Annotated in this window: 12 protein-coding genes; 4 read left to right on the forward strand and 8 right to left on the reverse strand. The window is 68.4% G+C overall.

The features are described from left to right. Positions 1-6: 6 nt before the first annotated feature. Entirely contained in the window at positions 7-783 is a 777-nt protein-coding gene (locus tag AC5Y47_RS07680) for a class I SAM-dependent methyltransferase (protein WP_499943314.1), read from the reverse strand. 10 nt (positions 784-793) lie between these two features. On the opposite strand from AC5Y47_RS07680, the gene glpK reads away from it, so the two are divergent. Beyond that, complete coding sequence (glpK, locus tag AC5Y47_RS07685) at positions 794-2,380, forward strand: glycerol kinase GlpK (protein WP_499943315.1); 1,587 nt, start codon at positions 794-796, stop codon at positions 2,378-2,380. Positions 2,381-2,460: 80 nt separating this feature from the next. Here glpK and AC5Y47_RS07690 read toward each other — a convergent pair whose 3' ends face one another. After that, the gene (locus tag AC5Y47_RS07690) at positions 2,461-3,168 is read right to left on the reverse strand and encodes a PadR family transcriptional regulator (RefSeq protein ID WP_499943316.1); all 708 of its coding nucleotides are present in this window, start codon (positions 3,166-3,168) and stop codon (positions 2,461-2,463) included. 134 nt (positions 3,169-3,302) lie between these two features. Between AC5Y47_RS07690 and AC5Y47_RS07695 the strand changes: the two genes are divergently transcribed. After that, positions 3,303-3,692, forward strand: a complete 390-nt coding sequence (locus AC5Y47_RS07695; protein ID WP_499943317.1) for a hypothetical protein — start codon at positions 3,303-3,305, stop codon at positions 3,690-3,692. Here AC5Y47_RS07695 and AC5Y47_RS07700 read toward each other — a convergent pair. Beyond that, positions 3,689-4,699 (reverse strand): RDD family protein, encoded by a 1,011-nt coding sequence (locus AC5Y47_RS07700; protein WP_499943318.1) that lies wholly within the window; start codon positions 4,697-4,699, stop codon positions 3,689-3,691. The two genes, AC5Y47_RS07695 and AC5Y47_RS07700, sit on opposite strands and share 4 nt — an antisense overlap. Positions 4,700-4,745: 46 nt before the next feature. Here AC5Y47_RS07700 and AC5Y47_RS07705 point away from each other — a divergent pair, with 46 nt between their 5' ends. Next, the gene (locus tag AC5Y47_RS07705) at positions 4,746-5,738 is read left to right on the forward strand and encodes a stage II sporulation protein M (protein ID WP_499943319.1); all 993 of its coding nucleotides are present in this window, start codon (positions 4,746-4,748) and stop codon (positions 5,736-5,738) included. Between the two features lie 73 nt (positions 5,739-5,811). Here AC5Y47_RS07705 and AC5Y47_RS07710 read toward each other — a convergent pair whose 3' ends face one another. The 5 genes from AC5Y47_RS07710 to AC5Y47_RS07730 are packed head-to-tail and all read right to left on the reverse strand — an operon-like array spanning position 5,812 to position 11,127. After that, positions 5,812-7,134 (reverse strand): DUF58 domain-containing protein, encoded by a 1,323-nt coding sequence (locus AC5Y47_RS07710; RefSeq protein WP_499943320.1) that lies wholly within the window; start codon positions 7,132-7,134, stop codon positions 5,812-5,814. After that, positions 7,134-8,111 (reverse strand): AAA family ATPase, encoded by a 978-nt coding sequence (locus AC5Y47_RS07715; RefSeq protein ID WP_499943321.1) that lies wholly within the window; start codon positions 8,109-8,111, stop codon positions 7,134-7,136. Before AC5Y47_RS07715 ends, AC5Y47_RS07710 begins: the two co-directional genes overlap by 1 nt. After that, on the reverse strand, positions 8,108-9,259 hold the full coding sequence (locus AC5Y47_RS07720) for a DUF4350 domain-containing protein (RefSeq protein ID WP_499943322.1): 1,152 nt from the start codon (positions 9,257-9,259) through the stop codon (positions 8,108-8,110). Before AC5Y47_RS07720 ends, AC5Y47_RS07715 begins: the two co-directional genes overlap by 4 nt. After that, entirely contained in the window at positions 9,241-9,891 is a 651-nt protein-coding gene (locus AC5Y47_RS07725; RefSeq protein WP_499943323.1) for a DUF4129 domain-containing protein, read from the reverse strand. Before AC5Y47_RS07725 ends, AC5Y47_RS07720 begins: the two co-directional genes overlap by 19 nt. A 12-nt stretch (positions 9,892-9,903) precedes the next feature. Further along, positions 9,904-11,127, reverse strand: coding sequence for a hypothetical protein (locus AC5Y47_RS07730; RefSeq protein ID WP_499943421.1), 1,224 nt, complete (start codon positions 11,125-11,127; stop codon positions 9,904-9,906). A gap of 98 nt (positions 11,128-11,225) precedes the next feature. Between AC5Y47_RS07730 and AC5Y47_RS07735 the strand changes: the two genes are divergently transcribed. After that, the gene (locus AC5Y47_RS07735; RefSeq protein ID WP_499943324.1) at positions 11,226-11,690 is read left to right on the forward strand and encodes a GatB/YqeY domain-containing protein; all 465 of its coding nucleotides are present in this window, start codon (positions 11,226-11,228) and stop codon (positions 11,688-11,690) included. Positions 11,691-11,709 lie beyond the last annotated feature (19 nt).

The raw sequence follows: 11,709 nt of genomic DNA on the forward strand, positions 1-11,709 counted from the left end.
CCCTTTCTAAGCCGAGGTTGAACGATCGCGACGGGTCGCCACCGCGATCTGCGGCAGCGGACGCAACGACCTGTTGAACACGGTGCCGCCGCGCAGCGTGACCTCAATCGTAGGGTCGGCGTGCCGGGCGAGTGCCAGCAGCGCCGAGCGACTGTAGGCCCGCAGCGAGCTGATGACCCCGTCGTGGGGCATCGCGAACATCGTCAACGGCAACATGTGCGCCAGCCGCACGATGTGCAGGAGCGACGGTGGCCGCGGCAGGTCGATGATCACCAACTTGTCCGCGACCCGGGTGCCTTCGGCGAACACCCGGGACGCCAGCGGCGGCGGCAGGTGATGAAACGACAATGCGAACACTGCCAGGTCGTAGCTGCCGTCGGGGGCGTCGATGTCGGTGGCGTCCAGCTGCCGGATCCTCGCGCGCGGGTGCGAGCCCAGCGCGCCGGTGCCGATCGCGGCCACCAGCGAGGGGTCCACGTCGGTGACCGTGAGTTGGGCGCTGGGATGCAGGTTCAGCAGCGTCTGGGAGAGTCCGCCGTGGCCCGATCCGAGTTCGAGGATCTTGGGCTCGGGCGCGGCGCGCACTTCCTCGAGCACGATGCGGGCGACCGTCTTGTGCAACCCGAACAGCCGCCCCGCGCGGTCCAGTGAGCGGATCGCCGCGCGCTTCTTCCTTGCCACGTCGTCGCGGTCGATGTACTCCAGCCGGTCGGTCTCCAACCGCCGGTCCAGCCACGACGCGTCGGGACCGCCGCGCGGCATGCCCTCGATGTCAGCAGCCATATAAGCAATCATGAACGATGAAGCAATCATTGGACGATTACAGCCAGTGCCGGATCCGAGGAGCGCAACGTTGGCCGAATCTCCTGATCTCATTGCCGCCATCGACCAGGGCACGACCAGCACCCGATGCATGATCTTCGACCATGACGGCACCGAAGTCGCCCGGCACCAGCTCGAGCACGAGCAGATCCTGCCGAAGGCGGGCTGGGTCGAGCACAACCCGGTGGAGATCTGGGAGCGCACCGTCTCGGTGCTGCGCACGGCGCTGAACTCTGCCAAGGTCACGACGAAAGACATTGCGGCGCTTGGCATCACCAATCAGCGAGAGACGACGCTGGTCTGGGATCGCAAGACCGGACGGCCGTACTACAACGCGATCGTCTGGCAGGACACCCGCACCGACCGCATCGCCAGCGCGCTGGACCGCGACGGCCGCGGTGACGTGATCCGCCGCAAGGCCGGCCTGCCGCCCGCGACGTATTTCTCGGGCGGGAAATTGCAGTGGATCTTGCAGAATGTCGATGACGTGCGCGAGGCGGCCGGGCGGGGCGATGCGCTGTTCGGCACCGCCGACACGTGGGTGCTGTGGAACCTGACCGGGGGCCCGCACGGTGGCGTGCACGTCACCGATGTCACCAACGCCAGCCGGACCATGTTGATGAACCTGGAAACGCTGGACTGGGACGACGAGTTGTTGTCGTTCTTCGATATCCCGCGGGAGATGCTGCCCAGGATCGAACCGTCGTCCCCGGTGCAGCCGTACGGCGTTACCACCGATTCCGGTCCCTTCGACGGTGAGGTCCCGATCACCGGTGTGCTCGGTGACCAGCACGCCGCAATGGTGGGCCAGGTGTGCCTGGACTCCGGTGAGGCCAAGAACACCTACGGGACGGGCAATTTCCTGTTGCTGAACACCGGTGAGACGATCGTGCGCTCGGAAAACGGTCTGCTGACCACTGTCTGCTATCAGTTCGGTGACGCCAAACCCGTTTACGCGCTTGAGGGTTCGATCGCGGTGACCGGGTCGGCGGTGCAGTGGTTGCGGGATCAGTTGGGCATCATCAGCGGCGCCGCACAGAGCGAGTCCCTGGCCCGGCAGGTCGACGACAACGGCGGGGTCTACTTCGTTCCGGCGTTCTCCGGTCTGTTTGCCCCCTATTGGCGATCCGACGCCCGCGGCGCGATCGTGGGCCTGTCGCGCTACAACACCAACGCGCACGTGGCGCGCGCGACCCTGGAGGCGATCTGCTACCAGAGCCGCGACGTGGTGGAGGCGATGGCGGCCGATTCCGGTGTGCGCCTGGAGATTCTGAAGGTCGACGGCGGCATCACCGCCAACGACCTGTGCATGCAGATCCAGGCCGACGTGCTCGGAGTGGACGTGGTGCGGCCGGTCGTCGCCGAGACCACGGCGCTGGGTGCCGCCTACGCGGCGGGCCTGGCGGTCGGATTCTGGGCGGACCCGTCCGACCTGCGCGCCAACTGGCAGGAAGACCAGCGCTGGACGCCGAACTGGGACGACGACCAGCGCGCCGAGGGTTACGAAGGCTGGCGCAAAGCGGTGCAGCGGACCCTGGACTGGGTCGACGTGTCCTGACGCCGCCCGCGAACGCGCTCATATGTACACCGGCACGCCGGTACAGCCGTACATTTGAGCGCGCTCGCGGCGGGGGAGGCTCAGTCCTCGCCGAGGATGCCGTAGATCTCGCGGCGGGCCGTGTTGAGCACGTCGACAATCCGTTGCTGCTGCTCGGGACTGGCGGCGTGCGCCGACTGTCCGACCGCGCCGAACAGTTGACGCGCCGCGGTCCGCAGGTTGAGGTGCGCGGGGTCCACGCCTTCGGCGATCTCGTCCCACGGCGGCGTCCCGACGTTCTCCGCCGCGGTCCGGCCGTCCTCGGTCAGCGCGAATAGCTTCTTGCTGCCGTCGGTCTCGTCCGCGGTGATCAGCCCCTCGTCGGCGAGGAGCTGCAGGGTCGGGTAGACCGAACCCGGGCTCGGCTTCCAGATCCCGTTGCTGCGCTCGGCGATCTGCTGAATCATCTCGTAGCCGTGCATGGGCCGCTCGGCGAGCAGTACCAGGATCGCCACACGCACGTCGCCGCGACGGCCGCGACCGCCGCGACGCCCGCCGCCGCGGGGTCCACCGAATGCCGGCCGGCCGAATCCGAAGCCTGGCCCGAAGCCGGGGGCGGGCCCGAAGTCCGGGCCGAAACCGAACGGCCCGTCGTGCTCACCGGCGTTGCCGCGGAGAGTCTCGATGAAGTCGCGGCGGGCTTGTCGTCTGGCGCCGTGGAATGCACGGCGTTGTGCGGGACCGAAGCCGAATCCGGTGCCTGGATGGGGGCCGAACGGCCCATTGGGGGGAGTGAAAGGGGTGTTCATAGTCAAGTCCTTTAGGTTGGTGTGTTTTGCTGACTATAACGATATATCGGAAACTATCGTGATGCAACGTAGGTCCATCCGGGGGCTGGAAGTCCCGGTTTGCATCACCCCGGGTCCGGGTAAGTGCCTGACCCATGAATGGCAACCACCGCGACCTGGTGGCACGGACGGGTCCGGGGAGCTTGGCCGATCCGAGCTACCGCCCAGATGACGGCGCCAAAACCCGCGTCCGGGTCAACTGGGTGCTGGCCTTGCTGACGGTGCCCGGAGCCGCCATCGTGATGCTCTTTGCCCTCGGGGCGGTCATGAGCACCGACTCGTGCAGCGAGAACCGGTGCCCGCGACTGGGCAGAGGGATCGACTTCGACGTCCTGTTCTACGGCCCGCCGGTGGTGGCTCTGCTGGTCATCGTCGCCTCGGTCTTCACCGCCAAGCGACGCGGCGGCGTCGCGGTGCCACTGGCGGGATTGGGGCTGCTGGTGACCGACGTCGCCCTCCTTGCCGCCAGCGTCGCGCAGTTCTAGCTCGGCGGCGCGAACCCGCCGGCGTCCGCGCTCACCGGGGGTGATGGCGGTGTCTGCGGGGGTGAGGGCGGTGTCTGCGATGGTTCCTGCGGGGGCGACGGCGGTGCCTGCGATGGTTCCTGCGGCGCTGGCCACGGACCCGCGCCCTGCGGGGGCGACGGCGGTGCCTGCGGCACTGGCCACGGACCCGCGCCCTGCGGCACTGGCCACGGCCCCGCACCCTGCGGCATCCACCCCTGGGGTTGCGGCCAGCCCTGCGGCGGCGTGGCCGGCCGCAGCCGGGCCAGCTCGCGACGATGCCGTTCGGCCAGCACCGCGGCGAGCACCAACTGCGGCGGCGCCCCCGGCGGTGGCGGCGGCGCGATCCGCGATACCACCTCACCGGCTATCCGGTAGGCCATCTGGTCACGCAGCCTCGGGTCGAGCTGCATTGCCCGGGACAGGAATTGACGGGCGATCTCGGCTTGGCCGGCGCTGAGCCCGGACAATTGCAGCGACGCCGCCCAGCCGGCCAGCTGTGGCGGCATCATCGGCGGCGGCGCCAGCCGGGGACCGCGCTCGCTGACCACGATGGTGCCCGCGAACATGTCGCCCACCCGCTTAGCCTTGGGTGAGAACAGGCTGCAGATCACCGCGGGACTGCCGAACAGCATCCAGATCTCGATCACGGCGGCCAGCGCCCGGAACAACGCCTGCCGGAAGCGCTCTGGACCACCGTCGTCGGACACCACTCGCAGGCCCAGTGCCATCTTGCCGAGCGACCGGCCCCGCGTCGCGGTCTCAATGATCACCGGATAACCGACCATCGCCAGCACCGTGAAGATGATCAGGAACGCCACGGTCAGCGCTTGGTCGAATTGCGACAACGTGGCCGCCCACAACACCAGTCCGACGAAGTAGACGACGAATATCACGGTGATATCGATGATCGCGCTCAGCGCCCGCACCGGTAACTGCGCGATCTGGACGTCGAGCACCACGGCGTCCCCGGTCACCACCTCCGACATACCTGGGAACGCTACAGGCTGAGAAGTGGCCGGTAGGCTGCGCAGCGTGGACGTCGACGCGTTCTTGCTGACCCACCGAAGCACGTGGGACCGGCTCGATCAGTTGATCAAGAAGCGTCGCTCGTTGACCGGTGCCGAAATCGACGAACTCGTCGAGCTCTACCAGCGGGTGTCCACCCATCTGTCGATCCTGCGTTCGGTGTCCTCCGATTCCCTGCTGACCGGCCGGCTGTCCAGTCTGGTCGCCCGGGCACGGTCTGCGGTCACCGGCGCGCACGCCCCGATGACCAGTACCTTCGTTCGTTTCTGGACGGTGTCCTTTCCCGTCGTCGCCTACCGGGCGTGGCGCTGGTGGGCGGCGACGGCAGCGGCGTTCTTCGCCGTCGTCGTGATCATGGCGCTCTGGGTCGCCGGCAACCCCGAGGTGCAGTCGCTGGTCGGGACACCCGCCGAGATCAACGAACTGATCAACCACGACGTCGAGTCCTATTACAGTGAGCACCCCGCCGGGGCATTCGCCCTGCAGGTCTGGGTGAACAATTCCTGGGTGGCGGCCAAATGCATCGCGATGTCGGTCGTGCTGGGTCTACCGATACCGTTCGTGCTCTTCGACAATGCCGCGAACGTGGCGGTGATCGCCGGCTTGATGTTCCCGGCCGGCAAGGGCGGGCTGCTGCTGGGCCTGCTGCTGCCGCACGGATTGCTGGAGCTGACGGCGGTGTTTCTGGCCGCCGCGATCGGGATGCGGCTCGGCTGGTCGGTGATATCCCCTGGTGATCGGCCGCGCGGACAGGTGCTGGCCGAGGAAGGCCGTGGAGTCGTGTCGGTCGCCGTCGGACTGGTAGGCGTGCTGCTGGTCTCGGGACTTATCGAAGCGATGGTGACGCCGTCGCCGTTGCCGACCTTTGCCCGGATCAGTATCGGCGTCCTGGCCGAAGTGGCATTCCTGTCTTACGTCGTCTACTTCGGGCGCCGCGGGGTGGCCGCCGGGGAGACCGGGGATATCGAGGACGCGCCCGACGTCGTACCCACCAGCTGAAGCCCCGCGCGAGCGTGAATCTCACGACACGACACGCCGTAGATGCGTCGCAGGATTCACAATGGGCGCGCGGTTACAACTGGCCGGTCGCCTTCATCGCCAGGTAGCGGTCGGCCAGCCCGGGCGCGATCTCGGTGGGCGGCGCGTCGACGACCTCGACCCCACTGCGCCGCAGCCGGGAGGCGATGGCCCGTCGCTCGTTGCGGGAGCGTTCGGCCGCCGCCGCGTCGTACACCGCCGCCGCGTCCGACCGCCCGGCGGCCAGTTGATCGATGCGCGGGTCGGCTACCGCGGCCACCAGGACGTGGTGCTTGGCCGACAGCTGAGGCAGCACCGGCAGCAAGCCCTCGTCCAGCGCGGTCGCGTTCAGGTCGGTCAGCAGCACCACCAGCGACCGCCGTCGGGTGCGCCGTAGAATGGTGGCAACCATTGTCCGCCAATCGGATTCGATGAGCGCCGGTTGCAGCGGAGCCATCGCGTCGACGAGTTGGGCAAGCAGTTCGGTGCGTGAGGCGCCGAACACCGCGGCCCGGCTGACCCGGTCGTGGGCCAGGAAGTCGACATGGTCACCCGCGCGGGATGCCAATGCCGCCAACAACAATGCCGCGTCCATCGCCCAGTCCAGTCGTGGCCATCCCGCGGGATCGGCCGCCGTCGGATCCACACCGACCCGCCCCGCGGCCATGCGTCCGGTGTCCAGCACGATCACCACGCGCCGGTCCCGTTCGGGCCGCCAGGTACGGACCATGACGTCGGTGCGACGTGCGCTGGCCCGCCAGTCGATGGACCGCACGTCGTCGCCGACGACATACTCACGCAGCGAGTCGAATTCGGTGCCCTGCCCGCGGATCAGAGTCGGTAGCAGGCCGTCGATCTCGCGCAGCTTGGCCAGCCGCGACGGCAGGTGCTTGCGGGACAGGAACGGCGGCAGCACCCGGACGTGTCCGGGCACCGACTGCGAACTCTGCCGCCCGGCCAATCCCAGCGGTCCGATCGACCGGCCGGTGACCACCGCCGCACGCTGGTCGCCGCGCCGAACCGGCCGCAGTTGGGTGACAATCTGCTCGCGCTGGCCGGGGGCGATCGCCAGCCGGTGGACGCGCGGCGCCCCGCGCGCACTGGGCGGCCACGCGTCCCGCACCTGTCCCCGGAACCGGCGCACACCGGCATTGTGGATCGTCAGGCCGGCGTCCACCGGTTGGCCGAGCCGGGCCGAGGTGTCCGGCGAACGGGTGTAACTGAGCCGGCGGGGACTGGCCGCCAGCACCACGTCGATCGCCACCAACATCACCAACACCACCAGCAGCATCTCGAAAGCCCTTGCCGGCCAGGGAGATACCGCGATCGGCAGGACGCAGATCAGTGCCAGCAGCCCGGTGCGTCCGGTAAGGATCACTAGCGGGGCACCGGGACCGAGGCCAGGATGCCGTCGAGCACGCCGTCCGGGGTGGCGCCTTCCAATTCGGCTTCCGGCCGCAGCATGACCCGGTGCCGCAACGTCGGGCGGGCCATCGCCTTCACGTCGTCGGGGGTGACGTAGTTGCGTCCCGACAGCCACGCCCAGGACCGGGCAGTGCCCAGCAGTGCGGTCGCGCCCCGCGGCGAGACGCCCAGCTGCAGTGCGGGGGAGGAACGGGTGGCCCCGACGATGTCGACGATGTAGCCGAGCACCTCGTCGGCAATCAGCACCTGCCGCACCGCTTCCCGACCGGCCGCCAGTTCGGCGGGTCCCGCCACCGGTTGGATGGCCGACAGATCGCGCGGGTCGAAACCGTGGGCGTGCCGGCCGAGGATGGCGATCTCGGCGTCCCGCGGTGGCAGCGTCACGTTCAACTTCAGCAGGAACCGGTCCAGCTGGGCTTCGGGCAGTTGATATGTGCCCTCGTACTCGATCGGGTTCTGGGTCGCCGCGACGATGAACGGGTCGGGCAACGGCTTGGGTGCACCGTCGATGGTGACTTGACGCTCCTCCATCGCCTCGAGCAGCGCGGCCTGCGTCTTGGGCGGGGTGCGGTTGATCTCGTCGGCCAACAGCAGGTTGGTGAACACCGGACCGGGCCGGAAGGCGAACTCCGCGGTGTGGGTGTCGTAGACCAGCGAGCCGGTGACGTCGCCGGGCATCAGGTCCGGGGTGAACTGCACCCGTTTGAACTCCAGCTGCAGAGCGGCGGCCAGTGCCCGCACCATCAGCGTCTTCGCCACGCCGGGAACGCCTTCCAGCAGCACGTGGCCGCGGCACAGCAGCGCGATCACCAGGCCGCTGATCACCCCGTCCTGGCCGACGACGGCTTTGGCGATCTCGGTGCGCAACCCCAGCAGTGCTTCACGAGCCTGGTCTGCGACCGGGGATTGTGCGGGAGGGGACTGTGTCACGAGTGGGTGACCTGCCTTTCGATGTCGTCGAGCGCAAGAGCGAGGTTTCGTAGGTCGGTGTCGTTGTCCGGCGGCGGCCCGTACAGGTGGTACTGGACGAAGTCCGGGTCGGTCCCGCTGCGCCGGGCCACCGTCGTCACCACCGCGCCCGGTGCGGCGTCGGGACCCAGACCCAGCCGGGGGGCCAATCGTTGCAGCGTGGCGGTGCGCAGCGCTTCGGCGGCACGATCGCGGGCGCGACGGGAGCGGTACAGCCGGCCCCGGCCTTCTACCGTCTCGGAGGCGCGGACCACCACCGGCATCTCCTCGGCTACCAGCGGACCCACCCGTCGTCCCTTCCACCACGCCACCAGCGCGACGACCAGCCAGAGCTGCCAGACGATCCACGTCACATTGTCCGGGATCAGATCGGAGATCGAGTTGGGCGCGGATTTGTGGCCTTCGACGTGTTGCGGTGCGAACCAGACGAGGCGCTGTCGCATGCCGGCGAGGTTCATCGCCAACGCCGCGTTGCCTTCTTCAAGGAGCCCGTCGTTGGTCATGAAGTCGCTGCTGCCCACCACCGTGACGGTCCGGCCCTCATCCCGGTAGGTGACCAGCGTGCCGCCGTAGCAGCTGACGAGGTCCAGGTCGCCCTTGGCCCGGTATGCCTCACTGGATCCGAAGTTGACCGTTCCGGCCCGATTGGCTTGCGGTAACGAGCAATTGGGCTCGTTGTCGAACTTGCTCGCGGCGCCGACGCGCAGTTGCGGTGTCAACGCCGTGCGCGCCCGGGTGGTGGGGTCCACCAACAGAAGATCGCTGGGCACTTTCCCGATGCGAGCCAGCAGGGAGTTGTCGCTCAGGTACTGCGTCTGTGCCACCAGCAGCAGTGCGTCGGGCCGGGCCGCGCGTTCCACGTCGGCGACGCTGTCCGCGACCACTACCTCGACGCCGCCCTCGCGAAGCAGTGTGACCAGCGCGTGTGCACCCGACGGGCTGGTGGCTTCGGGGTCCATCGTGCCGCCGGGCCGCGGCGCCGTCAGATACGTGGTGATTGCGGCGACGACGGCCAGGGCGGCCAGCGCGAGCAGGACGCCGCGCCAGGGGCGTCGCTGTCGGGCCGCGCCGGGTGCCACATGTGTCGTCGTCACCGGATCTGCGCCCATGCGTTCGGTGTCGGGGGCTGTCCCACCACCGACGAAGCCGTCGAACGCGACCGCAGATGGTCGTCGAGATCGGCGATCATCTGATAGGCGCCTTGGGTGCCCGGCCGCTCGCCGTAAGTCACGTCGTTGAATGCCGTTGCCGCCTGGGACAATTCGCCGGCCAGATGCGGAAGTGCCGAGCCGGCGTCGGAGGCCAGTTCGTTGGCGGTGCGACCGGGGACCTGGGTGAGCACACCGGTCTCCTCCAACTCCCGGGCTACCGCGCGTAGCCGATGGCGAATCGCCGCCGCCCAATTCCCTTCGGCGGCAAGTGCTTCCGCGGTGGCTCGATGCTGGGCCGCGGTCAGCAGGCCGGCGTCGAACAACTCGTAGTCGCCGCCGCGGTTGGTACGTATGGTGCGCCGGGCGATTCGGACGGCGACCGCGATGGCGATCGCCACCAGGATGAGCAGCACGGTGACGGTGAACCAGCCGCCCGGTACCGACGAGGTCTTCTGCAGCACCCGGAACAGGAATTCACTGATCTTGGCGAAGATTTCGTCGGTCAGCGAGTGTTTGGGGTAGATCGGTTTGTTGAGTTCGCGTTGCGCGGCGTCGTGGGCGGCATCGCGATCGATGTCGATGGCAGGCATGTCGGCTGTCCGTCAGAAGGGCCGCGTCAGCCAGAGATTGTCGGTGGACTCGACCGGACCGCCGGCCGTACCGGTCTGCAGTACCAGGTCGAACGCCTCGGCCCGGATCCGCCGGTCGGTGTACAACAGCACGACCACCCCGGCGAGAAACGGCTCGGTCACGATCTGGCTGATGGCCCCTCCGATGGTCGACAGGGTGGTGCCGACGAGCAGTGCGGTGGTGCCCGACGCGCCCATCAACGCTATCTCGCCGACGATTCCGAACGGCATCGCGATCGCGCCGCCGATAATCCCGACAGCCAATGCCGCCAGCAGCCGAATACCGAAGACCCGCCAGAAACCATTGCGTACCAAAGCGAATGACCGCGTGATGGCGTCGAAGACCGGCAGCCGTTCCAGCACGATCAGCACCGGGGCGAACATCAGCACGGTGTACGCATAGGCCATCAGTGCCACCACCGCCAGCAGCAGCGGGAAACCCAGCACTGCCGCCACCGCGCCGTTGGCTGCGGTCGCGATCCCTACCAGGATCACCACGACCAATCCGACGATCACCGCCACACCGGCGGCCTCGAGCAGCGCCAGACCCAGCAGCGCAAGGATCCGACCGCGTACCTTGACCCACGCTTCGCGGATGGTGATCGGTGAACCGAACACCGCACGCCCCACGACGACGGTCAGCATCCCACTGAGCAGAATTCCGCCCAGCCAACCGACCAGCGCGCTGCCACCTATCGATGTCGTCCACGCACCTACCGCCGCAAGGTTCGGTTCGGCACTGTCGGAATCGAAACTGTTGGCGGCGGTCAGCGGGCCGATCGTGAGCAACAGCGAAAGCACCTGCATGACGACCACCACCATGGCCGTCAGGCCCAGTGTCGGTTTCGGGTTGGCGCGGATATAGCCCACAGCGCCGTTGAAGATGTCGCTGAGGGTCAGGGGTCGGAGCGGGATGATGCCGGGTTTCGCGGCGCCCGGGATCAGCGGGGGGCCGTAGCCCTGAGGCGGGGCGCCGTAGCCAGGCGGGGCACCGTAGCCCGGCGGCGGGGCGCCGTAACCCGGCGGCGGGGCGCCGTACGCAGGCGGGGCACCGTAGCCAGGCGGGGGACCGTAGCCCGGCGGCGGGGGGCCGTAGCCCGGAGGCGGGGCGCCGTAGCCCGGCGGGGGACCGTACGCGGGTGGGGGACCGTACGCGGGCGGTGGGGCGTCAGGCGGCAGCGTGCTCACCGTCGGCAGCCGCTGTCGTCATTCGTCATGGGGTCCATCCTGTAGATGGTCGCTGCAATTCTCAACGTCGGTCCTGCACTCACCGCCGTGCGCGTAGCGTCTGAGCAATGGCGGAATTGAAAGCCCGGCTTCGGGCCGACCTGACCGAGGCGATGAAAGCGCAGGAGAAGTTGCGTACCGCGACGTTGCGCATGGTGCTGGCCGCAATCCAGACCGAGGAAGTGTCGGGGAAGGAGGCCAGGGAGCTCCCCGACGACGAGGTACTCAAGGTGCTGGCCAGGGAATCCCGCAAACGCGGCGAGGCGGCAGAGATCTACACCCAGAACGGACGCGGTGAGCTCGCCGCCAACGAGCACGCCGAGGCCCGGATCATCGACGAATATCTGCCGACACCGCTCACCGATGCCGAGGTGGCCGATGTGGTCGACACCGCGATCGCGCAGGTGGCTGAGGACATCGGGCAGCGTCCCTCCATGAAGCAGATGGGCTTGGTGATGAAGGTCGCCACCGGCATCGCCGAGGGGAAGGCCGACGGATCCCGCCTGTCAGCGGCGGTCAAAGAGCGGCTCTGACGGGTTGTCACCGTCCCGT

The sequence above is a fragment of the Mycobacterium sp. NGS22 genome, assembly GCF_059813095.1.

Bases quoted from the DNA above. Each gene is read 5' to 3' on its own strand.
- AC5Y47_RS07680 (WP_499943314.1), bottom strand. From the start codon at position 783: ATGGCTGCTGACATCGAGGGCATGCCGCGCGGCGGTCCCGACGCGTCG.
- glpK (WP_499943315.1), top strand. From the start codon at position 794: ATGAACGATGAAGCAATCATTGGACGATTACAGCCAGTGCCGGATCCG.
- AC5Y47_RS07690 (WP_499943316.1), bottom strand. From the start codon at position 3,168: ATGAACACCCCTTTCACTCCCCCCAATGGGCCGTTCGGCCCCCATCCA.
- AC5Y47_RS07695 (WP_499943317.1), top strand. From the start codon at position 3,303: ATGAATGGCAACCACCGCGACCTGGTGGCACGGACGGGTCCGGGGAGC.
- AC5Y47_RS07700 (WP_499943318.1), bottom strand. From the start codon at position 4,699: ATGTCGGAGGTGGTGACCGGGGACGCCGTGGTGCTCGACGTCCAGATC.
- AC5Y47_RS07720 (WP_499943322.1), bottom strand. From the start codon at position 9,259: ATGGGCGCAGATCCGGTGACGACGACACATGTGGCACCCGGCGCGGCC.
- AC5Y47_RS07725 (WP_499943323.1), bottom strand. From the start codon at position 9,891: ATGCCTGCCATCGACATCGATCGCGATGCCGCCCACGACGCCGCGCAA.
- AC5Y47_RS07735 (WP_499943324.1), top strand. From the start codon at position 11,226: ATGGCGGAATTGAAAGCCCGGCTTCGGGCCGACCTGACCGAGGCGATG.